The organism is Rhizobium grahamii, assembly GCF_009498215.1.
GTDB classification, from domain to species: domain Bacteria; phylum Pseudomonadota; class Alphaproteobacteria; order Rhizobiales; family Rhizobiaceae; genus Rhizobium; species Rhizobium grahamii_A.
On sequence record NZ_CP043499.1, the window covers coordinates 383,807 to 405,807 of the forward strand.

Genomic DNA, 22,001 nt, shown 5'->3' on the forward strand with positions numbered 1-22,001 from the left:
ATGGCTTTTCCGAACAGACCAAGGCTTCTCGAGCCGAACGTCGAGCGTGTCGTCTATAGCCTCGGGATCCGCAAGGCGCTCGGCGACCTTGGCGACATCGCTTATCTCAGGCGCCCGATCGCGGTGCTTCGTCTTCCCAAAGGGGCGGACGAAAAAGGATATCTGGATGCTGCGGCGATGATGATGCTCGTCGCCGCACCGAAGCAAGAGCAAGCGCGCGTCCTTGCGCCGCGCCGCGATCGACGCGGAGCCTTGAATTTCGACGAGATCATGTTGGAAGTCGCCGAGGAACGGGGCCTCGTCGTTCTCGTGGATGATGCACGCAACATTCCAGGCAGGCTGCGCGCCGCGGCCGACGTGGTCGCGGACATCGCGCCCGTTTCGGCGGTGGATCTGCGGACCGCGGTCGAGCAGGTTCTCGGGCTAAGCCTTACGGACCGTCAGGCGCGGAGACTGCTGACCTTACCTCTGGACGTGATGTTGGCCGCCATGAGACCGGGGCGGAGCGTCAAGGAGATCGTCAATGCAGTGAGGGCGATCGACGTTGTTTCCGAACAATCTGGGCCCGATCAGTCCGGGCCAAGGCTCGAGGCGCTGGGGGGATACGGCGAGGCCAGGCGTTGGGGGCTCGACCTCGCGGAGGACGTCGCCGCATGGCGCGACGGACAGATCGCCTGGACCGAACTCGATGCAGGACTGCTGCTGAGCGGTCCACCGGGCACGGGGAAGACCCTGTATGCGGCGGCGTTGGCGCGCTCCTGCGATCTCTCGTTCGTGCCGACGTCGGTGGCTCAGTGGCAGGCGACCGGTCATCTCGGAGACCTGCTCGCCGCGATGCGGGCGTCGTTCAAGATGGCGACCGAGCGCGCGCCCGCGCTGCTCTTCATCGACGAATTCGACAGCATCGGCGACCGGGCGCGCTTTTCAGCCGACCACGCGAGCTATTCGACGCAGGTGGTTAATGGTCTGCTCGAGTGCATCGACGGCTCCAGCCGGCGAGAGGGCGTGGTGGTGGTCGGCGCGACGAACAACCCCGATGCCATCGATCCGGCCTTCCTCCGACAAGGGCGATTGGGCAGGCACATCCGTATTCCTCTCCCGGCCATGGAGGATCGGGCGACGATCGCCGACACCTATTTGAACGGGGCGTTGTCAGCCAAAGACCTTCGGGAGTTCGCGGCGGCCACCGAGGGAATGTCTGGCGCAGACATCGAGGGAGTGGTTAAGGAGGCGCGACGACGGGCACGCCGAAGCATGGTGCGATTGGACGGCAGGCTGCTACAGGCAAGCCTGCCTCCGGCGCTCCCGCTTGTCGGTCACGAGCGATGGATCGTCAGCGTGCATGAGGCGGGACACGCCGTCGTTGGGCTTGCGCTGGAGCTAGGCGAACTCCAGTCGGTCGGGATCGTCCCCGAGGTTCGTGCGACACAAACCAGTGCGGGAGGAGCGCATTTCCAATCCGTCCCCAAGATCGTGCGTTCGAGGCAGTCGTACCTGGACGAGATCTGCCTGCGGCTAGGCGGCATCGCCGCCGAGCGGGTGTTCACCGGCAGCGTGACCGATGGAGCCGGAGCAGGCGTCGCGAGCGATATCGCGGTCGCGTCCGACATGGCGACGCGGATGGTTTCCGAATTTGGCATGGGAGGCATGCTTCGTCATCTGCACGCCCCCGGCTTCGAAGAGCGCCGGCAGCTTCGGATCCAGCATCGCGAGATCGAGATGGAGGTCGCGTCGCTGCTGTCCGAGCAGCTCGAGCGAGCGGAGGTCATCATTCGCGAACGGATGACGGTGGTGGATGCGGTCGCAAGGCTGATCGTTCAGGAAGGAGCGCTGCCGGGAACGGTCGTTGCGAGGCTGATGTCGGCGGGCGAGGGGGAGGCGAAATGAACAGCACGTGGAAACTGGTCGTGAGGAGCTTCAAGACGCATCCCCCTGCGCAGGCCCGCGCGCGGATTGAGCAGGCGATCCTGGAGGAGGGCGGTGTTCCGCTCAAACTGCGGGAGGCACGCCGTCGGCTGTTCATCCTCACGACACGCGCGACGAGCGGCAAGCCGGTGATCATCGAAGGCGAGGACGGCCTCGCGTGTCTCATTGCGCTCGACGATCTGGTCGAGATCGTAATGGACCCGCCTCCGACGCTCGCAGAAGTGATGCGGAGGGGGCGTTGAGTTCTCGGCTACCTGCCTTGATAGCAAGGTCTCACGTGATCCATTTTTTGGTTCGATCGATCCAAAAAATGGTTGGTATCGAGCGAACTTGGTAGCGGCCGGCCGGCGGGGTAGTCAAACCTTTGTTGATTTGTAAACGCTCAAGCCGATCGGGCGTCGCCGGTGAAGACTGTCGATCTCGGCATTCGGGAGTTATCTGGAGCGATCCGGTCGGATTGCGACAAGGGGATATAACCGGAAGGAATAGCCCCTCCGCAACGGGTGGAGGAGCTTTACGGATTGTTGAAGCAAATCAAAACCCGGCAGCTCCGCGAGCCAACCGATGAACCGTCGAACATTTGTCGATGACCAGCGTTTAAGCCCTACCCACATATTTCCTCTCCCGAGACTTGCAACCCCGGCATCCGTTGGCGGGGTCTTTTTGCGAGCTTGACCCCGTGGAGACAGAGAACTATTTCGCATTGGCCGTGCTTCCCGTGTCCTGAAGGCGGCATCAGGAGGGCTCGACCCGAAAAGAGGTTGAGCCCTTGCTACCCTTAAATAGCCTGGCGAATCCTGCAGTAGCGCTCCGAACGGAAAAGCGGCTACAAAGGATCGCCGATGACCAAGTCTCCCCAAGACGTCACGTCGGCCTGCCGGCCCGGTCACCAGTTTGCCGTTGACCGGGCCGGCTGCGGTCTTGATATTGCTGCTGGCTGCCGATCACGAAAAAATGCAATCGCTAAGTCACGGTTTTCGGTTGCCGAAACCGTTTTTTGTCCTAGGCTTTTTCTCGGCATACGTCAGTTGGAGAAGAAAAATGAACCAGGAAAGAGTTGAGTTTTCCGAGTTTATCCTTTGGGAAGTGCCGGTCTTCATCCGAATTGGCAGCGGCGTAAGGGAAACGATTGACGGGCCCAGAGAAGCGCTTGAGCATCTCCTTAACAGATGGCCTGCCGAGCGCGGGCAACAGTATGAGAGCGCCAAAGCTGCATGCCGGCTTTCTGTCCAACATTACGGCTCTCTTGAAGAAGCTCGTGACAGTTTTTTATCTGCGGCGAGGGAGGCAGGTGTTCTCGCCTGACATGATTGGGGCACCTCCTTTGTGCCTATTGCCATAATCAATGACCAAGCCGCTTCTGTGATTAACCTCGATCGCATCGATGTTCTCGAATATGCAATATATAGGACGTGCGCCTATTCGCATTCCAGGCGCTGCGCGTGCTGTTCAACTTCTGCCGCCTTCTGACCATCGTCGAAGTGTCGACAACCTTTTATGACGTTAGTACCAGTCAGGGATGCTTTGTAATCTCAGCCACCTCGGAGAGGTAGGCTTCCGCTTGATCTCTCAGGTTCTCGAAGTAAGCTCGTGCGGTCTGCGGCGCAGATTGCAGCGCGGGCTCAATGCCCGCATAACCTCGTTCGATGATCATCGCCAAGCCCCATCCGCCGATGCTGATAGGATGAGCGATTTCGCTTTCAAAGGCCGAGATCGTGCCGTCTCGCAGATGGTGAAGGAGCCCATTTATCATCTCCTTATCCCAATAGCGCATATCGGTTTCGGCGTGAGTCTTTTCCTCCTTGTCCATCTCACCGAGCACCACATACGCGATCCGAGCGGTCCGCGCAGCGAGAATCCGATGCTTTCGAAGCTGGATCGCAAAACCAGTTCTCTGGTGGAGATCAGCATCCCGGACCTGTCTGGAGAGGTAGAGTATGGTTGGCACCGCCGCGAGAACGGCCGCCCATCCGCTCGTCGCTGCGATCCATTCCCTGGCACAGGATTCACTAGGGTTGCATAACAGCGTTAGCGTGTCGGCACCCGCGAAGAAGGCCACCGCAATCGCAGCCGCTACGCATAAGAGCGCAGCTATAATCCAGAGTGTTCGCATGTTGTGTCCCTTATTCCCGCAAAATGGAAATTGGGGACATTTGACTAATGATGCAAGCTTTGTAGCGTGATGAAAGCACGGCATTACGGAGCAAATGCAGACACTTGCTCCGAATGCCGGTAAATTTGTAGGTCCGCCGAAGTTGATCGGTCGCGCGACTTGCGCGTCACTCTCGCGATCAGTCGAGCCGCGATGAAACTCACTGCCGGGTCAGCTTCCCCGTTACACGAAAAACAGGACCGCCATGCGCGGAGATCCCGTCGTAAGACAGTGCTGCGTCGCCGGCCTTAGACAGAGTGGAAAGGCTTCGTGCTGCGATCGGTGCGCGTCTGGAGCAGTTGAAGACAAAGCTCGCTGAACGGGCTGCCGCGCCGGTGCCACCACCTCGTCCGTTAGGCCCGAGCTCAACACCTGCGTCCCTGGAACGCAGCGAGGAAAAGCAGCTCGTACTCCCCGTTGAGCCGCCGCAACCCAAGCTGACCGGGCTTCGCCGCCGCGCCGAAGAAAGGCATCGCACGTCTTGGGAGCAAGGTTCGCTTGCGTTACCTCGATCGTGGCCAGGAGACCTATCAGTTCACTATCTGGAAGGATCCGAGCGTTCCCGAAACGGGTCTGGCGAACCAGAACGCACCCTTGGCGAAAGCCGTTCTTGACGCGGAGGTCGGAGACGAACTGGAGATCCTCGGGAGGCTGATCAGAAAAGCTGTAGTAGAAAGCGTAAATTAGATTTCAATCTGGCCGGGCCGGCCGGATTGTACGCCTAAACGCGATCGAAAAGACGCGAAATCTCGGTCTGCTACTTTCTCAAAGCATTCAAGGGTGAGATCGCCCTGTGTGCAATCCTCGCGCTTGATTGGCTCGAATCCAGCATGCACTCGACCATCCCTGTCTAGCCGCCTCATTGTCTTCGGGCGGATGCATGGCACATGTCGGCGACGGTTTGATGAACGCCTTCACTCGCTGCAAGTGGAGATGAGTAGGAGAATGCGACGATCGCGCAAAAGTTCGTGGGTTCTCCTATGCGGCTCTCTCGTTGGCACAACGATCTAGCCGAAGCCTCTCGCCCGTAAAAGTCTTGGACGGCGCGCCCTCGCCAGTCTCTCAACCTTTTTCCTATCTAGGCGATTATTCGGCAGCCTGGCGAAGCGGAAAGTGCTCCGGCGGGTTTACGGGAGCAATGATCTTGAACTCGCCGATCATGTGGTGCTGGTCGGATCCTGCGACGGCGAGCGTCCAAAAGTCTGGGTCTGCACCGAAGATAGTAGAAACCTGCACGATGGTTTTCTGACCCCCTGTGTGCTTGTCGGACATTGCCCAATAAAAAGCGTTCGGAACCAAACTTATCAAGACGCCCACTCCCAACATGACGAGCAGATGATATCAGACCCGTGAGAAAGGACTATCCCCCACTGCGAATGAAATCATGGCCACGCCATCGGCCGCCGAGGGCCTCCCGAGGCTACATCTGAAAAGAGCCGGATTGTTTAAAGCGGCGGTGATGATTAGTCACCGAACCTCCCAGAATCTGATGCGACCGAGATTGTACGGCAAACGTTGGTCCTATTCTCAGGGAAGGGGAGTGATCGAAACTGCTGGCTTGATTGGCAACCGGATCGCGACCTCGTCGTAAACGGGCAGATCGGCATCCGTTTCGATCGTGATCGCTATCGCGAAACCTATATCGTCATCAGAGCCCAGCCCAGTTTCACGCTCACGTTGAACACGGAACTCAATTCGCTCGTTTGCAACGAAGGCAGCGGCCTTCGCGCCCGTGAAAACCCGATGGGCTACCGTTCCCCGTCTAGTGGCATTCACGTCTGGTTGATGTTCGTGCTTGTCCAAGCCAAGTCGTCCGAGATCATCACCATTCAAATCGGTCAGGATAAGCCGCGTCGTCTTATAGCTACGCCGTCCAGGAGCCGTCGGCGAGAACCATACGAGCGTCACCGCTATCGATTTGGGAACAGCCTGCCCTGAAAGCGACGGTGGTAATGGCAAGCTCACGATGGAAGCTGCCATTTTGGGGACATCGCCAACAGCCCAAGCCGTCGCCCTATTCTTTACGCAATAGAGGACGTCCTCATGATCTACCACACCATATCCAAGCAACCTGGTCGCATTCGCACGACGCCGCTGCCAATTGAGGCCAGCACCGAAGGCGGAATCAATGGTTTTGATGGCGTCAGTCCAGCGAGCGCGGTGCACGAGCAAAGCTTTAAGGAGGAGGGCGCGGTGCCGTCCACTGAGACCCAGGAATGCGGATCCATAAGCCGTCTCTAGTACATCGTGAAGTCGATGCGCAGTGCGTGTAGCGATCGCGGCCGCGGTGCTTGTTTGTCCCACAAAGCCAAGTGCGGAAGCAGACGCAACTCTGGAAAAAGGCGGGTATGCGGCCTTCAGGCCGAATGGTTCATTGAACGGTACCGGTCGGACCGAAACGCCAGTTGCGCCGACCGTCGGAAGTACGTGCTCCTGTCCTCCAGCCATAAGGATGTCGGGCTTGATGCTACGTCCATAGCCGAGGCCGGGCGCGGAACTTGGGTTGGGAAGTGAACCAATCTTGTCGTAGGGCAGGATTCCCGATGCACTCTGGGCGGTCTGATCGGCTCGATCGCGGTTGATTGCGCCGATCGTGAGCGCATTAATCGCATCCGCGGGTGCGAGCAACGATCTATCGCGGATGGCTGCGGCAACGCCAGCAAGCACCGCAGCTTCACGCGCCGATGGTGTGGCGGCTAAAAATGCTGGGATGTCTGAGAAACCTGTCAGAGGGAGGTCATCGAGTCCTTCAAGGTCGAGATTGCCTGCACTTACAACAAACAGGATTCCATAACGCCACGAAAGATCGTCGATTGCTCTTGCCCAGCGAGACATGCGACCCGCAAATCGGCGTCGATTGTCACCCAAGGAGACGTTGATGACCAGCACGCTAGGCGCGGTCGCGGGTTCGCCATTCATGCCCGCCTTCATTCTAACCACTGCGTCATAGAAGTCGTCGACCAGCAATCTGTCGCTCGGAAAAACCTCTTCGACGGAACCTGCCGTCCGCGCATACATCACCGGCCGCATGTAAAGAGGACGACTGATTGGTGGGGAGGGCTCGCCGTTCAGATCGCCATGGATGATAAGGGAAGCCATCGCTGTCCCATGAACACGGAATCCTACTGCCAGCTTCTGAAGATCTGTGGGATCGTCATAGTGCACACGGTCCTTCAGGTAGGCGTGCTCCAAAAACGGAACGGCGTCGAACAAGGCCGCAATCGGCTCCCGTCCAGGCAACTCGTCTGGAGCATGGCCAATTTCCCCCTCGGAAACGTCGGATTTCACTGAAATCGACGCCTGCGGTCCGATGGACATGACGTGATCAAGGCCGGCCAAGGATTCGTCCGATCGTTGAATGATCAGCTCTACCTGCTTGGCGGGCAGTTCGACCAACAAAGCGTCGGACGAAAATTCAGGATGGCGACTATGATGCAGTAATGTCCCGCCTGCCAACTTTACCGCGTTAACTACAGAATCCGCAGCGATCTTCGCCTGCGCGGCAGATTCCCTGAAAACAAGCTCCACCTCCACGGCAATCGACCGGGTCGGGGTTTCGTGTACAATTTCTCTAAGAACTTCGGCGTCAGTTTCCGAAACACGATCCTGAGCGCTCCAACGCCGGATTGATTTAAGGCAGGCGAACAGATTTCTTATGGGAGCGCTAAACGAGGATTCATCGCCCGCCATCCATTGGCGCCAGAAACGTTCAATGTCTGCCAAAGCCGACTGACTAGGCAGCATCAGATACAGGAAACTGTCGCCTTCGTCCTCGGCGTCCGTTGAATCACCGAGATCCTCCTCAAGGTCCTCGCCTACCAATTCGAGGCCTGGAATCGCTTTAAGCGCCCTCGCAAGGTTCTGAATTTCACCGCTGACGGTAAATACGAGAAGGGTCTCAGGCAGCAGAGCCGTGGGATCACGTGTGATGAGGCCCGAAGATCCTGAAGAAGCAAGCACCTGTGAAACGCGGTCGAATTGATCTTCAAACCGGCTCTGCTGGCGCGATCGGCTAAACGTCTTGTTTCCCGGAAGTTTTCGTCTTTTTCCGTTCAGTCTTTCGGACAATTTTGGGCGGTCTAGCCTTAGAAGCGGCTTCGTCGGGTCTATGGTCATCCGTTGGCCAATCCAATTCTGGGAAACGCATTTCGATCTCGCGCCTCAAAGACCCATGAACATCGATGTCATCGAGCACGGCTCGTCGACGGACGTCGAGCGTGAAATCCTTCAACTCTGCAAATGACTTGTTAGTAAAGCACTGGCCCAATACCTGGATGAGCCCAAGGCTGGCGTCCAGATCAAGCTGTTTGACAAGGAATCCTATTGTCCGAGAGTAGTTAGGTGGGTCGAGCACCAGCTTGACCTCAAATCGGCGCCAGACTGCGCGGTCCAGCATTTCAGGATGGTTTGTCGCAGCTACCGCCACCACGTGCGACGGAAGAGTGTCGATCTGTGTCAAGAGAGACGCAACCGCGCGCTTCATTTCGCCGGTCTCTTGCTTATCAGCACGTTCCTTGCCGACAGCCTCGAACTCATCGAAAAACAGCACGCAGGGTTGCCTACGCGCCTGCGCGAATAGGCTCTCGATCCGACGGTTTGTCTCTCCAAGAAGGGATCCGACAAGCGATCCGTAGCTGACGACGTACAACGGATACCCAAGATCGTGCGCAACAGCTTCGGCAACGGATGTCTTACCGTTTCCTGGCGGCCCCGAAAGTAAAAGCTTGTGTCTGGGAGAAAGTCCATTCTTAAGAAGCTTACCGCTTTGCTTTTGCTCCGTGAGGAGCGCCAGGAGGCTCGACCTCGATCTGTCGTCGAGATCGAGCCGATCTAGTCCGGCTTTCGCGGGAAGTTCGACGAGTAGCCCCTCAGGCGCATCCCCATTTCCGGTTCGAGTTAGCGTCGGTTCGACTATCTTTTGCCCGTCGATAGCGGTTCGAATTCTATCGGCAGCGCGATTATGTCCAAGTTGGACCTCTTCATTAGCCATGGCTTCAGCCGCAGCCTTGACGCCTTCGATATCCTCTCGAGACGCTGCTCGTATTAGTGTGAGTACAAGATCAAGACGGGGCATTGGCGGCTAAGATTTCGAGTAAGAGTTTTACTTTAACTATATCAGGAGCGTGAAGTAAGCATGCTTGACGACTGACGCCGTTGATGAAATTCATACCCGCGTTAAGGTTGATTCAGCAAGACTCAAATCATGCAATCTGCAATCGTACATTTTGTGCAGTGTGAACCGGACCAGCCACAGACGCACGCAATTGTAATCGGCATCGGGGCATACCCCCACGGGCAGCTTAGTGAGCGGCTGAAAGTTGGCAATTTGGATTCGCCGGTCGCGACGGCCAAGGCGATCGCCGACTGGCTTATCAACGAGCACAATGACCCGGTTTGTCCATTGGGATCGGTTTCGCTGCTGGTATCCACGGAAACTCCGTACATCTACACGAATCCTAAGACAGGGGTCGAGTATGAGGTACCATCAGGTACGACAGACGAAATCATTGATGCGCTCGACAACTGGTCGGCTTCCGCGTCCAGCAGCTTTGAGAATCGCAGCTTCTTCTATTTCTGCGGCCATGGATTGAGATCGGGCTCTTCCGATTGTCTCCTCACGCGATCTTTCGGGGAAAACTCTCGGCGTCATATGGAAGGCGTTATCGATGCCCAGATCGAAAATGCGATGCGTATCCTGGGGCCAGGAGAGCAAATCTACTTCTTCGACACGTGCCGGAACGACGGAACGGCTCTTCTTACCCAGGGATCTCCGCCAACGCAGGCGCTTTCCCCGACCCCCACTTTCGATAGGATCGGTATACCGAGGATCAGCAGACTGTACGCATCCGCCGAAGGGACCAAGGCTTATGGCAAGCCTGGGGGGCTTTCGCTCTTTGCTTCAGAATTCCTCGATGCGGCAAAGAGCGCAGCGGTTAAAAACGTCGACAGTCGAGGAAGAGGTTGGTGGTTTAACACCGGTGAACTTCAGAAACACCTCCTGCGCTTTGTCAATCGCCAGACCTGTCAGAGTTCCGGCGAACCTCTCAACATCAGCTTTATCGGTCCTAAACCACAAAATATTCCAGTTGTACTGTGCTGCGATCCGCGCGAGAGTATTTCTCGGGTGAGTGTGTCGTGCCACAGCGATGGAATCATGATCTACAGCTTCAACGGCAGTGCAAGCCTGTCGGAAGACGTATGGCGTTTGGCCTTGGAGCACCAAATGTACGATTTTTCAGCGGTTCCATGCATCGAGGGGGAATTTGGGCCTTTTCCCACGACGGCAATCCCGATATCTCCCCCGTTCGTTGACGTTGTGATGGACATCGAGGAGAGGACGTTTTTCTGATGGGCGATTTGCGCATCATGTTCATCCACGGGGAAGGGGAGCGCGCTGATCGCGTCTCAGCGCAGATCCGAAAGGTTGCCGAACTCGACGGAGAGCCCTCCGGCGAATGGCGGGACGAGTTCCGTCTCCGGATGGGCGATTTTAAGCAACTCCATCTCGGCGCTGGGCATTATGTCGTCGATGCTATGTGGCGAAACGGCAAATCTACTTCGTACCGCTGCGTAGTTCAATCCGATCGGGATACGCAACTCAACTTACGCGCCCCAAGTTTGAGAAGGGAATCCACGACATCCGATCGGGATTTTTCTCGTCCATCAGCCGGAGGGATGACTCGTAGAGCCACGGCGTCGGCGTACGTTAAGACGTACGACGTCTTCGCTGCAGACGATGCGGCGGACACATGGAGTTTTGTCACAGACCAAGAGCGCATTGCGGGACAGACGACATTGTCGTCGCAAACGCCGCCTTTGGAGCGTTCGAAAGACCTTCGACTTGAGAACATTTTCTCGGCAGAGAGGCATTGGATAAAGTACTGGACCGATGACGGCTGGACGGTCTCAAGTCTCCCGTTCGATCCTGGAATAGCCGACGAGACATGTATTCTGAGATCTGCGCCTGCAGGAGTGCCCTTTGTTATCATGGCAGACCCAGATGCTGCAGTGATGGCCGATTTGCTTCCAGCAGGAAACTCCGACGCCATGCGTAGATACGCGGCTGCGACGTTCGATGAGCTTTCCGAGGCCGATAGGCTTCAACTGGCGAGAACTAGACCCTTAGAAGTCTGTGCCTTTGCTTACGCAGAACATGAAAATTTTCACCAAGAAAAATGGGTTACCATGCTGGGTAACATGCCCAGTCACCAAAAATGGCTGTCGGATATCTCTGTGATCCTTGGATGGCGTCGGCTCATGGTCGCGCGAAACCGCGAAGAATGGTCATATGCATGTCAAACGCTAATTTCGGCCGTTGAAGTCGGCGTTCCGTATTATTCCATGGGAGTGAAGCTGTTGTCCGATGCCTTTGCGATGCTCGCCGGAATGGAAGGCGACAACTACAGCAACTACGCGGAAAAGACGCGTTCCGTAGCGGCGCGTGCGGTCCCTACCGAGGCTTTCACCACGGTTCGTACATGACGGGTCAAGTCGTACTTCACTTGCTTCCTGCTGAAGACGGTGATTGTCTATTAGTCGAAGCCAAATCCGATGGTGACGAGGTTGCCATCATCCTCATCGATGGTGGGCGTGGAAGAACCTATTCCAACTGGAAACCCTACCTCGACAAGGTCCTAGGTCCTCGGAGGACGATCGACCTCTTAGTTGTGACCCATATCGACGAAGACCACATTGACGGGGTACTGAAATTTCTGGGCGATGAGGCGCGAGATATCGCGGTCAGCGAAGTTTGGTTCAATGGCCATCTTCAAGTTTCGCGCTCACTATCGAAGCAGGAATTGGAGGCCTATAGCGTTTCCCAAGCCGACGATCTATCCGAGGCACTTTCCAAATCACGTATACCTTGGAATTCGCAATTCGGAGGCGGGCCGATCCACCGAGAGGCTTTGAACGGTGGCACCGTCGCTATTGGACCGTTCACGCTGAGCTTACTGACGCCAAGTCGCAGGAAACTGAGTGCGCTAGCTGGCGTTTGGCCCGCCGTGCTGCAAGAGCTGAAAGCTGACAACAGCGATGACGACCCAGAAGGGTTGGAGGGGTTTGGGGTCGGTCTGGACATTGATGAACTCGCTGCAAGTCCGGACAGCAACGATACCTCGCGGCCAAATGGGAGCAGTATCGGCTTTCTACTCGAAGCATTCGGAAGAAAACTACTTCTTGTTGGCGACTGCCATCCCAACGATCTCTGGGACGGGCTCATTCAGATTGGGGCTAAGGTGACCGCTCCACTCAGCGTCGACATTATGAAGGTATCGCATCACGGCGCGGCAAAGAACACCACCCGCAAGCTACTTTCCTTGGTAAGAGCCGAAGCCTACGGATTTTCCACCGATGGCAGTGCGCACCCGCATCCCGACGCTACCGTGGTGGCCAAGATAATCAAGTCGTCAGCGTCACCGAAACTTTTGGCGTTTAACTATAGGACGGACCTCAGCAAAGTATGGGACGATCCGGAACTGAAGGAATGTCGGAAGTTTGAAACCAGGTTCCCGGATGAGGACGCTCCTGGCTATCTCAAACTTGTGCTGCCTCCGCGCGAGACATAGAGGCTCGCGTGCTGGGTAAGATCCGAGGCAGACAGCCGTAATGCAGCTCTCATAGCCCTCCGATCGTCATTTTCCCAGCCCAAGGACGCCCCGTCGAAAGTTTAGGGAAAACACACAACCTGATAGCGAAGCGCTTGAGTGGAATCACGTGGTTGGTTATGAAATTCTACATATCCAAGTAAAGATGAAGAACATGACGCAGCACTATTCGAGCGTAGCAGAATTCTCAAGATTTCTTTCAAGCAAGAAGAAAATATGGAGACGAAATGTCCATGCGAATTCTGTGGGATCAAAGCGTCATTATCGCGATCTCATCCGCCGGCAGGTAAGAGCTTTCAGATCGATTTTCGGCTCGGCCGAAGTACCGAAGGCTGCCCATGCAGCTTCTGCTGGCCTGTGGACCAGCATTCCTTTCGACCAGATGCACATTATCCTTCCCGCGGAGCAGCACCGGCGGAGTGAACGAGAGAGGGAAACCGACCGCGACGCACGTAGAACACTACGGCGTGCAGTCCGTACAACGCTTGTCGGAGATCGAGGCAGTCTCGAATTGGTGAGCGCTAAGAACGTTGACGCGGGTAGGAATTCGCTCGTCGCCCGCTCCGCACGGAGCGGGAATGGTTCAATTCGGGGCCTGTACTTCGAACGACTTGGCGTGGCCGTCGTGCCGCCCTTGACGAGCGAACAGGTCCAGGAACTCGAGGGGGAGGGGCTAGTTGTCATGAAAAACGAGCCCGTTGTTCTCGACCGTCCGACGCCCGAAGCCGGCAGCCAATCGGCGGCTTACAGTACTTGGCATCTCTCGGCTGTCGGTATCGACGCCACAAAGCCCCGCCGTTTCACAGGCAAGGGGGTGACGATTGGTGTGCTTGATACAGGTATCGACCAAAGCCATCCGGAATTCGAAGATAAGAATGTCGATTTCTGCGAGTTCGATCAGAACGGACTTCCCAAGACAACCGCGGCCATTGACTATGACGTCCATGGGACCCATGTCTCCGCACTAAGTGCTGGACGAAATGTTGGCGTCGCGCCCGAAGCGTCGCTTGCAGTTGCGGCTGTGATGACGGAGATGCAGGACGGAAAGATGATCGGCTATGACGCTCAAATCTTGGGCGGACTTAACTGGCTCGCGTCCAAGGCTGGAAGAGATGGCATCGGCGTGGACATTATCAACGCTTCGCTCGGTAGCAGCGGTGCGGAAAAGCGCTATTTTGGCGCCTTCCTGCCCCATCACGCAGACGGCCGGCTCATTGTCGCGTCCATTGGGAACGAGGGCGACGAGGGTGCCGGCACTCACTTAGACCCCGCACGCTACGACTTCGTTATCGGCGTCGGAGCATGCGACCGAAACAACAACATGGCGACTTTCAGTGCGTGGGGCAGAACCTATCCGCAGAACGGTGACGATCATAAGCCGGATCTCGTGGCACCCGGTGTAGCAGTCGAAAGCGCGCTTCCGCAGGGAAGATATGGCTGCATGGACGGAACGTCGATGGCCAGCCCAATAGTCGCCGGTGCTGCGGCTTTGTTGATCGAGCACAATGAGTCTCTGCGAGGGGACTCCATAGGGCTTAAGCAACGCATCTTAGAGTTAACTTGTGCTTTACCAACGACCGCTCATAATAGAAACGCAAAGCGATTTGGTAGAGGTCGACTTGACCTTTCGCTAATGTAGCGGCCTCGCAACAAGGGCTTCAGTATGCTGGACAAGGAAATGAAGCGCCTAATCGACCAATCAGATCCGTTCAGGAATTTGGTAGTCGTTGTCATGCTTGATGCAACCAGAGATATTTACGAAGTAGCGAAAATTTCCGATCGGGCTGCACGGAGCCGCGCACTAGAGCAGGCGGTTTGGAAGCTAAAACGGCCGGTTTTGGAGATGATAAAGCGCTACAGGCACGTCGGCCTCATCGTCGTCAACGAGCTTGACAATTCTCCATCGTTGGTTGTTGCCGGGCCAGCACGGGCATGGCAGGTACTTATGGAAGAAAACGCAGATCTAGCGAACGACCCGAGGGTCGAGTTGGTGCCCAATCAGGCGAACTGGCACCTCGCTCAATAAACTTGCCCAAGGTGGACGATATGGGCCGTCCCCGCTCGAACTCTTCAAACATCACATAGGCGATCGGGTTGACGCTCGTCGATATGAAAATCTCCCTGCGGGGGGCAGCACGGGACAAGCAGCCGCCATCGGACTGCGGACTGCGGACTGCGTTCGAGGCGCTACTGGGTACTTTATTCGAGGCAAGGATCTCATTGGCCGGCGGGAAAATATCTTCGTTATCTGCGTGTGCGAGATTTCCATTCACCGACACGAAAGCCAACATAGGTGCCTACCACCGCGCCAAAAAACCAGCCCCAAACCGCGAACCCTCCACCACTGCGAGCAACGCCAAAATTTCCAATGAAAAAGAGTCCTAGGCACACTCCGGCAACGGCACCCGCAAAGGCCCAAGCGAGGCGGGGCCATCTATCAAAAAGCTCTTTCACTACCTTCCCACCCTCCGGTTGAAGTTCTGAACAGCGGTATTGAATTCTTCAGTGGCGCGCTCGTTCTCATCGAAAAGGCAGTCAGTGAATTTGGCTACCTTATTGCGGTAATCTTCCATTTCTGACCTGCACCTGTTGAACGAAAGTTCGTCAAATTGGCCGAACATGGTCGCGCAAAACGGCGGCTCCGGCCGCTCAATGGTGCGTTTGTCGATGCTGAAGCTTTTCCTGAAGTCACGGCATTTTGAATCCATGAAGTCAGCGGCCTGCGATTGCACTCCGATCGCAAACAATATGCATGCAGTCATTGTGGTTCGTCCGAGTGTGAGTCGAATAGCTCTCATGATTCCCCCTGGGCAGGGAGAAAACGACGAATGTCCGCGAACTGCAAGATCACAGGCTGCTTACAGCGATCTTTGGGAATTTATTTAGGAAGCGCCACAAGCGCATCCGTCGGACTGGACTGCGAAATCTGCGATGACTCAGACGTGGGAGTTGAAGATCGATCCAAAAGAGGCGGCAGCAGTAGTCGCGCTTCGGGCGTATGACGGCAACGGTTTAACCGTGGCGCGAGATTTATGCCCCCGATTTACTCAAGGATGACATTCGCTTCCGAAACTCACGGATTAGGCTGAATGGCAGTATCCTCGGGTTGCTGCAAATGACGGGAAAACGACTGACGACAACATGCTCGATCTCGCCGGAAAGTGCATGCCCGGCCAGCACATGCTCTCGACGTCTGTCCTTATCGAGGGCGCGTTCGTAAGCGCGGACGAGGCGGTGGTTGTATCGGGCAAATCGCTCGGGGCTTGCCTCAAGATAACCGAGATCCAGAAAGTTATTTTTGCACTGGATGTTCCAGACGACGCCGTCTTCTAGCGCGATGACGTCGAATTCGTGGCGACCAATACGCTTGATATCCTTTATCTCGAATCCTTGCGCCAGCAGCTCATTTGCCACGGCTTTCTCGAAAATAAAGCCTGATCTGATTTGAAACCGCTTGATCTTGTCCAGGGTTCTTGCACGCCAGTAATAGGCGAAACGACTAAGAAGCGTGACGGTAGAATGAAACACGCCGTCGACCTGAACGAGCGGCGCGTAGGTTTCGGCACTCTCCGAATAGCTGATACCTTGGAACACCAAGGCGTCCTGAAGGTCAGCACTGATTTCCATCCGTTTGAGGAGCTTTATCATGTCCCTTTCGGGTATCTTCACCCAAAAATCTCGGTCCACAAAGTTACGCGAGATATTGCGTATCAATGCCGCGGCTCGTCCGAACTTCGTATTGGATAGGTCGAATTCCGAGTAGGCGGCTTCCAGCAGAAGCAGATCGTTACGAAGCTCGGCCGCTGAGAAAAGGCGATCAGGCCTAAGTTTTTCCGCTCTGCCAAGCATCGAGCGACCCTTCTCGTCGAGTTCCATCTCGGTGATCCTGGACCGCTCAGGCTCCAGAAAGAGGCCGTCCAGACTCGCAAATTCGACTGCGCGTCCGTCGCCGATATCAAGCTTGTCGGTCGACGCACGGATCAGCAACGCATTGCGTGAAGATGTGAGGGGGATGGCGTGGAACTCGATGATCGGGAAGAATACGACGACGGGGTCCACGGTGCCCACCACGATGTCCCCGGTGCAGGCGTCAGGAAGACGGTGAAGGAGCGCCACGCAGGCGCGACGTCTTGACTGAAGGTAACCGATCAGCGTTCCCAACGTCGTGAAGGACGAGGCCAGCAGCGGCTGCCCATTCTGCCGGAGGGATATCCCCAAGGCATTAAACTGCATCATCAGGCTGGTAAAGCGGGCGACGTATTTGTCGTCGAACCTTTTAGCGAGACCGAGCCGTACTCTTTGAAATTGAGATGCAGACAGGGTGAGCTGAAGAACCGGAAGCCCGAAAAGCGCGGCAGCGAAATCCTTCTCCCATTCAACAGTCAGGAGATTTACTGTCTCTTCGATCGCCCTGATCGTATCGAGCCACGCGAATGTCGCTGTCGCCCTGTCGAACTTGGATAGCGTCTCTGATATGATCTGTTCTTCGCGAGCAATGCGAGCGTTCAATGCATCCGTGGGTGAATCGGGGCCTAGAATTTCCAAGTTGCGCCTCTCTCTGTTTGGCCAACAGATCTCATTGTCCATAGAGTCGAGATGCGATCCATACAAAAAATATCCGATCCACGTGACCGAAAAGATGCTTCCAAATTGACTGAGGAAACATCGACAAACCTCTACGTTTTCTGTCAAATGACGTTTTTCGTTCTTGACTTGTTCCTTAGGTTATCTCCAAATCCGCGGTGCAAAATCTACGGAGCCACCGAATGAGCAATTTGGAGTTACGCGAGTTTCATTCTTTTCTTGAAGCGCTGATCGAAGAGTCATCGCGAGAGCAACGTTTCTCGATCGAACAGGTCATAGGGAGCATACTTTCCAAGCATCCTCAACGACTGGAGAAGATAAAGGATGAGGTGGTTGTGCTCGGTCTTCGAGCGCTCATCAGAAACAACTGCCGTGCAAAAGGGAGTTCGACCAACAATGGGCCGGACATGTTCGGGCACTACCATGTCGGAAAGTGCGTTTCGGTTCCCTACAAGAATGAGAAGGGCAAGCTGCGGTGGGGTAAGAAGCGCCGCACCGAGCTTTCGTTCGACGACCTCGACGAGATCATTGCGCGGTGGGACGACAGTCCTTCTAAGCAGTCGCGCGATCGGAAGGATTTCGACGAAATAGCACGCCGGTCGGCTCCTTATCGTGCCGTCGCTAGAACGATCGGCGAAGCCTTGGAAATGGCTGAACGGGATGGGATTTAAGCAGTATTTAATGTCTGGAAAGTCGTCTGGAAGCGAAGGGGTAAATGGCGTCTGACCAGGTTTCCGGGCGGGAGTAGCCGGTAGACCTCAAAGGAAATTGGTCAAAGATTGCGAGAGCGAAGGGGCTCTCGCGATTCCTCTGAGCGGAAGTCTTCTGGTCGTCGACCTCAATCCTTCCCGCTTCGATATCGAAGTCCGGATGAAGGATTGGACAGCGCCGTTCTCTAAATCGTCACCGCGTTGACGGATGATCGCGTTGCTGAACATTAATACCTTAGGCAGAGCGCTCCGCATCCCTGAGGTCGCGTTAAGGATGCGGTTGAGGTTTTTCTTCTCGATCGTATCGGTGAGCGGGGACAGCGCCGAATCTCGTTCGATCAGCCTGCTCGGATGAGATCGATCCAGTTCTCGAAAAGCCGAGGAATGGGGCGAAAAGCCGCGAAAGCTAGGCCGTCATTGCCGCCGTGATCGCCAAAGGAGCGGGCTCTTCCCGAGGCTTGCCACTGGGAGCGAAGGTCGAGCAAAAACCAAAGAAAGCCTTCCGACCAATTTTGGATTGAGATGTTCGCTAACGGCAAGGTCACCGGTGCACTTGCTTGGCAATTCCTGGCCTCCTATCAGGTTCACCGAGCCAAGTGGCTCCGCGAAAAGGCTGCGGGTGCGATCAACGAGATTCAGGCGAAGACCGATTGGTCAGCGATCGACGCAGTCAAAATTCAAAGCGATCGATCCCGGCGAGAAACGTTTCCGTCCGACGGTGACAGGCCGGAGGGGGGCGCTGTCACCTCGAAACGCGCGGCTGCCGCTCTTCATGCTAACGACTTCTGCGGCCAGTGGCACGCCGGCCATCATCGAAGCGGAAGGTGGGCTGGTCTGCTTAATTGCGATCGACGACTTGGTGGAGATCGTGATGGAGAGCGGACCCTCTCTCGCGGAAGTGATGGACAAAGCCAGAGTGCGCTGAACAGGCCGAAAGTTGCGCGGCCCGCCGAGTCAGAACCAACGTCTCTCGAATTGAGTCATTCCTGGCTCTTGCTCGAGAAACGCAAACGGCATCGCGCGACAATTTCCATCCGGCCCCTTCACGCCTGTGCCAATTGCTCGTCCAGCCAGTCCAACGCCCGTCTGTTGAGAAGGGAACGATTGCCCTTGTCGAAATGGCCGGCAGTCCCTTCTGCCGCGGTGAACCGAAGCAGGGTTTTCCGGCAACGCAGAGCGTCAAACATGAATTCGCTGGCCAGGTTATCGTTCTCCGCGCGCCTTTTTAAGGCGTCGGATGAGCCCCGCCCTGCCGTCCAAGGTGATTAGTTCGGCGGTGCCGAGGAAATTGCGAAAGCTATCGACGCTGTGACCCAGAACCCGCGTTTGACGACCTTTCAGTTCAGCGAGGGGTTGTCGCGAACGAATGACCCGGCCATGTCTATGGTTGAATGGCCAGTTTGCAGAGATCGCTGGCGTCCTCGTCCGAAAGATTTAAGATCCGCTTGAACGCGCTCCGAAAGCCGCTTGCGATGCTCCATGTGCCGGGATTGTCTTGAAAGCCCGGAAGCGCAGTCAGCTTAGAGAGCCGAAGACGGCCAGATCGCCCCTACTACGCAATTACACCCGAAATGGCCCACCGTGCCTGTTGGCGGGTGCCACTATCCGAGAAGGGGTAAATTGCCGAGTACCCGCAGCTCCGCCAATACCAGATGGCCGCAAGGGGGAAGACTTCGTTAGTCATCCCGCTGGCGCATTCTCCGATACCGTCAACTTAGCGAGGTGCTGATCGAGCCGGACTTTAGGTCCGGTCTTCGTCAAACTGTTCGGCACCCTCGATGGGCACCAGCCATTTCTCCCGCCGCTTTACCCAAAGTTCGTACGTCGGAGCGAGTGGGGTGGGTGCCTCGGCAAGGATCCCTAGCTTGATCTCAGCCTCGTCCGCGTTCGCCGAGAACATTCTCGAACCGCAGATCGAACAGAACCTCCGCCCCTCGAATTCCTTTGTCTCACCTTTGAACTCGAACTGGGGTGCCGGCCAGACTGCAAAAAACGTAAATGCAGATCCGCTCTCTTTTCGGCAATCGGTACAGTGACAAATACCAATCCTGACCGGGGAGCCGCGCACGGCAATCCTCACGCTGCCGCACTTGCAAGAACCAGTCAGCGTCGTCATCTTATGGCCCTCGCACCGTCTTCAACGACTTCCGTGTCCGGTCTGTCTCCGCCGTCGACGTGTTCGCTCTGCCAGCGACCGTCAGGGAGCTGATACGATATCTCGGCATTGCTGCCCTCGAAATGTTGTCGCTGGGCCGCGGACTTTGCCGCCGACAACGCCGCATCGTGGTCGGCGAAAGTCTCCGACCACACGTCGCCAAGCCTGTAGCCGTAACCTCCATCGTGCTCGCCGACATGATAGCTAAGTCTCGTCATCGCGTTTCCTCCGTTGGACCAAAGTACCTAGGGCGAGGCTATGCTCGTTCCAGCTAGGCCCGATTAAGAAGCGCCAGCAGAGTGACCGGATGATTGCTTCGTGAAACGGACATTCGTCACAAACGATCTGGACTCGGCTGCAATGAACCAGACTTGGAATGAGCTGTTGTCTCAGACCAACATCCGCGCCTTCATCGCCGACAGTATGGGCGGCCATGAAGCAGGTGAATGCGCGAGTGAATTAGCCGTTGTCGGCGTTAGCGCGGATATTGATAGGTTCATATTTGTGGCCGGCGGTGTCGGGATATGGCGTTCAGGAGGGCGCGCCCTAAAGACATTCAGTCCGCAGGTTCAAACCTAACGCGAAAAATTTGAAAGACTTGCGCTCGTAGGTGCAAACCTTCGCGGGCTTACTATCCGCCTCATAGAGTCGTCCTTGCGGTGGCATGAAAAGCTCTTGGTAAATAACTATTTAGATACAAAAATTAGTGTTTTAAAACATATGTTTATGTAGAAATATGTGCTCGCGCGGCAGGATTCTTGCCTTGACAGTTTTGCGCTTTCGCTGTCTGTTCATCGGCGGTATAGACCCGGCTCCGCGCTGGGCATGAGGAGCTTTCAGGAGGACTTGTTGTTATGCTGAGATTTGCCGTCGTCGGGATCGATCATGGGCACACATTCGACCATGTGAAGGGGTTGCTTGCCGCAGGTGCCGAGTTCGTTGGCTACTGCCCGCAAACCTCAGTACCGGCACTCCTGGAGACCTTCCAGAAGACCTATCCCGAGGCGCCGCAGATCGACCGGGAGGCGATCTTTGCCGATCCATCGATCGACGTGATCTGCATCGCTGCCATCCCACGCGACCGCGCAGGCCTTGCCGTCCGCGCAATGCGGGCCGGCAAGGATGTCATGACCGACAAGCCGGGCGTAACCACCGCTGCGCAGCTGGAGGACGTCAAGCGCGCGGTGGCTGAGACTGGCCGCATCTTTTCGATCTGCTTTTCGGAGCGCCATTGTGTGCGCTCGGCGGTCAAGGCCGGCAAGCTCGTAAGGCAGGGCGCGATCGGCACCGTCATCCAGACGCTGGGCATGGGGCCGCACCGTCTGCAGCTTCCGACCCGGCCAAGATGGTTCTTCGATCCAGAGCAGTTCGGCGGGATCATCGTTGATATCGCCTCGCATCAGATCGACCAGTTCCTTTTTTATACAGGCTCGACAACGGGCGAGGTTGTCGCCAGCACGATCGGCAACTTTGGAATGCCCCAGGAACCCGCATTCCAGGATTTCGGAGAAGTCCTGCTGCGCTCGGACAAGGCCTCCGGCTACGTCCGCGTCGACTGGTTCACGCCCGAGGCGCTGCCGACATGGGGCGATGGCCGCCTGACCATCCTCGGCACCGAGGGTTACATCGAGTTGCGCAAGTACATCGACATTGCCGGTCGACCGGGCAAGGATCACCTGTTCATGGTCAACGGCACGGAGATGTCCCACATCGACTGCAGCGACGAGCGTCTCGACTATTTCGACGCTTTCGTTGCCGATGTGACGAACCGCACCGAAACGGCGATGCCGCAGGCGCATGTCTATGAAGTCTGCCGCCTGTCGCTTGAAGCGCAATCGAAAGCTGCCCGTCTGGGGCATCGCTGAGGA

20 protein-coding genes are annotated in these 22,001 nt (G+C 56.4%); 12 read left to right on the top strand and 8 right to left on the bottom strand.

Annotated elements, in window-relative coordinates:
* The 3 genes from FZ934_RS20670 to FZ934_RS20680 all read left to right on the top strand — a co-directional run bounded on the left by FZ934_RS20670 (position 1) and on the right by FZ934_RS20680 (position 3,231).
* The gene (locus FZ934_RS20670) at positions 1-1,887 is read left to right on the top strand and encodes an AAA family ATPase (RefSeq protein WP_153272787.1); all 1,887 of its coding nucleotides are present in this window, start codon (positions 1-3) and stop codon (positions 1,885-1,887) included.
* Entirely contained in the window at positions 1,884-2,168 is a 285-nt protein-coding gene (locus FZ934_RS20675; RefSeq protein ID WP_153272788.1) for a hypothetical protein, read from the top strand. Before FZ934_RS20670 ends, FZ934_RS20675 begins: the two co-directional genes overlap by 4 nt.
* A 799-nt stretch (positions 2,169-2,967) precedes the next feature.
* Positions 2,968-3,231 carry a DUF982 domain-containing protein gene (locus tag FZ934_RS20680; protein WP_153272789.1) on the top strand — a complete coding sequence of 88 codons (264 nt, stop codon included), beginning with the start codon at positions 2,968-2,970 and terminating at the stop codon, positions 3,229-3,231.
* A gap of 208 nt (positions 3,232-3,439) precedes the next feature.
* Here the strand turns inward: FZ934_RS20680 and FZ934_RS20685 are convergent, their stop codons facing one another.
* Entirely contained in the window at positions 3,440-4,039 is a 600-nt protein-coding gene (locus FZ934_RS20685) for a hypothetical protein (RefSeq protein ID WP_153272790.1), read from the bottom strand.
* A gap of 537 nt (positions 4,040-4,576) precedes the next feature.
* Between FZ934_RS20685 and FZ934_RS28705 the strand changes: the two genes are divergently transcribed.
* Positions 4,577-4,765 carry a hypothetical protein gene (locus FZ934_RS28705; protein WP_194273861.1) on the top strand — a complete coding sequence of 63 codons (189 nt, stop codon included), beginning with the start codon at positions 4,577-4,579 and terminating at the stop codon, positions 4,763-4,765.
* 399 nt (positions 4,766-5,164) lie between these two features.
* Here the strand turns inward: FZ934_RS28705 and FZ934_RS20695 are convergent, their stop codons facing one another.
* The 3 genes from FZ934_RS20695 to FZ934_RS20705 all read right to left on the bottom strand — a co-directional run bounded on the left by FZ934_RS20695 (position 5,165) and on the right by FZ934_RS20705 (position 9,068).
* Positions 5,165-5,404: a hypothetical protein gene (locus FZ934_RS20695; protein ID WP_153272791.1), complete on the bottom strand. Its 240-nt coding sequence runs from the start codon at positions 5,402-5,404 to the stop codon at positions 5,165-5,167.
* 201 nt (positions 5,405-5,605) lie between these two features.
* Positions 5,606-8,194: a S8 family peptidase gene (locus FZ934_RS20700; RefSeq protein ID WP_153272792.1), complete on the bottom strand. Its 2,589-nt coding sequence runs from the start codon at positions 8,192-8,194 to the stop codon at positions 5,606-5,608.
* The gene (locus tag FZ934_RS20705) at positions 8,091-9,068 is read right to left on the bottom strand and encodes an AAA family ATPase (RefSeq protein ID WP_194273862.1); all 978 of its coding nucleotides are present in this window, start codon (positions 9,066-9,068) and stop codon (positions 8,091-8,093) included. The genes FZ934_RS20700 and FZ934_RS20705 overlap by 104 nt, the downstream gene beginning before the upstream one ends.
* 213 nt (positions 9,069-9,281) lie before the next feature.
* On the opposite strand from FZ934_RS20705, the gene FZ934_RS20710 reads away from it, so the two are divergent.
* From FZ934_RS20710 to FZ934_RS20730, 5 genes are all read left to right on the top strand, one after another.
* The gene (locus FZ934_RS20710) at positions 9,282-10,427 is read left to right on the top strand and encodes a caspase family protein (RefSeq protein ID WP_153272794.1); all 1,146 of its coding nucleotides are present in this window, start codon (positions 9,282-9,284) and stop codon (positions 10,425-10,427) included.
* Complete coding sequence (locus FZ934_RS20715) at positions 10,427-11,560, top strand: hypothetical protein (RefSeq protein ID WP_153272795.1); 1,134 nt, start codon at positions 10,427-10,429, stop codon at positions 11,558-11,560. The genes FZ934_RS20710 and FZ934_RS20715 overlap by 1 nt, the downstream gene beginning before the upstream one ends.
* Positions 11,557-12,645, top strand: a complete 1,089-nt coding sequence (locus tag FZ934_RS20720; protein WP_153272796.1) for a hypothetical protein — start codon at positions 11,557-11,559, stop codon at positions 12,643-12,645. Before FZ934_RS20715 ends, FZ934_RS20720 begins: the two co-directional genes overlap by 4 nt.
* Positions 12,646-12,838: 193 nt before the next feature.
* Positions 12,839-14,323 carry a S8 family peptidase gene (locus FZ934_RS20725; RefSeq protein WP_194273863.1) on the top strand — a complete coding sequence of 495 codons (1,485 nt, stop codon included), beginning with the start codon at positions 12,839-12,841 and terminating at the stop codon, positions 14,321-14,323.
* Positions 14,324-14,347: 24 nt separating this feature from the next.
* Positions 14,348-14,710: a hypothetical protein gene (locus tag FZ934_RS20730; RefSeq protein WP_153272798.1), complete on the top strand. Its 363-nt coding sequence runs from the start codon at positions 14,348-14,350 to the stop codon at positions 14,708-14,710.
* A 427-nt stretch (positions 14,711-15,137) separates the two neighbouring features.
* On the opposite strand, the gene FZ934_RS20735 is transcribed toward FZ934_RS20730, so the two are convergent.
* Positions 15,138-15,446 (bottom strand): hypothetical protein, encoded by a 309-nt coding sequence (locus FZ934_RS20735; protein ID WP_153272799.1) that lies wholly within the window; start codon positions 15,444-15,446, stop codon positions 15,138-15,140.
* Positions 15,447-15,714: 268 nt separating this feature from the next.
* Positions 15,715-17,229, bottom strand: coding sequence for a hypothetical protein (locus FZ934_RS20740; RefSeq protein ID WP_153272800.1), 1,515 nt, complete (start codon positions 17,227-17,229; stop codon positions 15,715-15,717).
* Between the two features lie 221 nt (positions 17,230-17,450).
* Between FZ934_RS20740 and FZ934_RS20745 the strand changes: the two genes are divergently transcribed.
* Positions 17,451-17,939 carry a hypothetical protein gene (locus FZ934_RS20745; protein WP_153272801.1) on the top strand — a complete coding sequence of 163 codons (489 nt, stop codon included), beginning with the start codon at positions 17,451-17,453 and terminating at the stop codon, positions 17,937-17,939.
* A gap of 1,780 nt (positions 17,940-19,719) precedes the next feature.
* Here FZ934_RS20745 and FZ934_RS20750 read toward each other — a convergent pair.
* Together FZ934_RS20750 and FZ934_RS20755 are read right to left on the bottom strand one after the other, a co-directional pair.
* Entirely contained in the window at positions 19,720-20,094 is a 375-nt protein-coding gene (locus tag FZ934_RS20750; protein WP_153272802.1) for a GFA family protein, read from the bottom strand.
* A complete protein-coding gene (locus FZ934_RS20755; RefSeq protein WP_153272803.1) occupies positions 20,091-20,351 on the bottom strand; it encodes a hypothetical protein in 261 nt (86 codons plus the stop codon). Before FZ934_RS20755 ends, FZ934_RS20750 begins: the two co-directional genes overlap by 4 nt.
* A gap of 100 nt (positions 20,352-20,451) precedes the next feature.
* Here FZ934_RS20755 and FZ934_RS20760 point away from each other — a divergent pair, with 100 nt between their 5' ends.
* Together FZ934_RS20760 and FZ934_RS20765 are read left to right on the top strand one after the other, a co-directional pair.
* The gene (locus tag FZ934_RS20760) at positions 20,452-20,712 is read left to right on the top strand and encodes a hypothetical protein (protein WP_153272804.1); all 261 of its coding nucleotides are present in this window, start codon (positions 20,452-20,454) and stop codon (positions 20,710-20,712) included.
* A 275-nt stretch (positions 20,713-20,987) separates the two neighbouring features.
* Positions 20,988-21,998 carry a Gfo/Idh/MocA family protein gene (locus FZ934_RS20765; RefSeq protein WP_153272805.1) on the top strand — a complete coding sequence of 337 codons (1,011 nt, stop codon included), beginning with the start codon at positions 20,988-20,990 and terminating at the stop codon, positions 21,996-21,998.
* The last annotated feature ends 3 nt before the right edge of the window (positions 21,999-22,001 follow it).

Bases quoted from the DNA above. Each gene is read 5' to 3' on its own strand.
- FZ934_RS20670 (WP_153272787.1), top strand. From the start codon at position 1: ATGGCTTTTCCGAACAGACCAAGGCTTCTCGAGCCGAACGTCGAGCGT.
- FZ934_RS20675 (WP_153272788.1), top strand. From the start codon at position 1,884: ATGAACAGCACGTGGAAACTGGTCGTGAGGAGCTTCAAGACGCATCCC.
- FZ934_RS20680 (WP_153272789.1), top strand. From the start codon at position 2,968: ATGAACCAGGAAAGAGTTGAGTTTTCCGAGTTTATCCTTTGGGAAGTG.
- FZ934_RS20685 (WP_153272790.1), bottom strand. From the start codon at position 4,039: ATGCGAACACTCTGGATTATAGCTGCGCTCTTATGCGTAGCGGCTGCG.
- FZ934_RS20695 (WP_153272791.1), bottom strand. From the start codon at position 5,404: ATGTTGGGAGTGGGCGTCTTGATAAGTTTGGTTCCGAACGCTTTTTAT.
- FZ934_RS20700 (WP_153272792.1), bottom strand. From the start codon at position 8,194: ATGACCATAGACCCGACGAAGCCGCTTCTAAGGCTAGACCGCCCAAAA.
- FZ934_RS20705 (WP_194273862.1), bottom strand. From the start codon at position 9,068: ATGGCTAATGAAGAGGTCCAACTTGGACATAATCGCGCTGCCGATAGA.
- FZ934_RS20710 (WP_153272794.1), top strand. From the start codon at position 9,282: ATGCAATCTGCAATCGTACATTTTGTGCAGTGTGAACCGGACCAGCCA.
- FZ934_RS20715 (WP_153272795.1), top strand. From the start codon at position 10,427: ATGGGCGATTTGCGCATCATGTTCATCCACGGGGAAGGGGAGCGCGCT.
- FZ934_RS20720 (WP_153272796.1), top strand. From the start codon at position 11,557: ATGACGGGTCAAGTCGTACTTCACTTGCTTCCTGCTGAAGACGGTGAT.
- FZ934_RS20725 (WP_194273863.1), top strand. From the start codon at position 12,839: ATGACGCAGCACTATTCGAGCGTAGCAGAATTCTCAAGATTTCTTTCA.
- FZ934_RS20730 (WP_153272798.1), top strand. From the start codon at position 14,348: ATGCTGGACAAGGAAATGAAGCGCCTAATCGACCAATCAGATCCGTTC.
- FZ934_RS20735 (WP_153272799.1), bottom strand. From the start codon at position 15,446: ATGACTGCATGCATATTGTTTGCGATCGGAGTGCAATCGCAGGCCGCT.
- FZ934_RS20745 (WP_153272801.1), top strand. From the start codon at position 17,451: ATGAGCAATTTGGAGTTACGCGAGTTTCATTCTTTTCTTGAAGCGCTG.
- FZ934_RS20750 (WP_153272802.1), bottom strand. From the start codon at position 20,094: ATGACGACGCTGACTGGTTCTTGCAAGTGCGGCAGCGTGAGGATTGCC.
- FZ934_RS20755 (WP_153272803.1), bottom strand. From the start codon at position 20,351: ATGACGAGACTTAGCTATCATGTCGGCGAGCACGATGGAGGTTACGGC.
- FZ934_RS20765 (WP_153272805.1), top strand. From the start codon at position 20,988: ATGCTGAGATTTGCCGTCGTCGGGATCGATCATGGGCACACATTCGAC.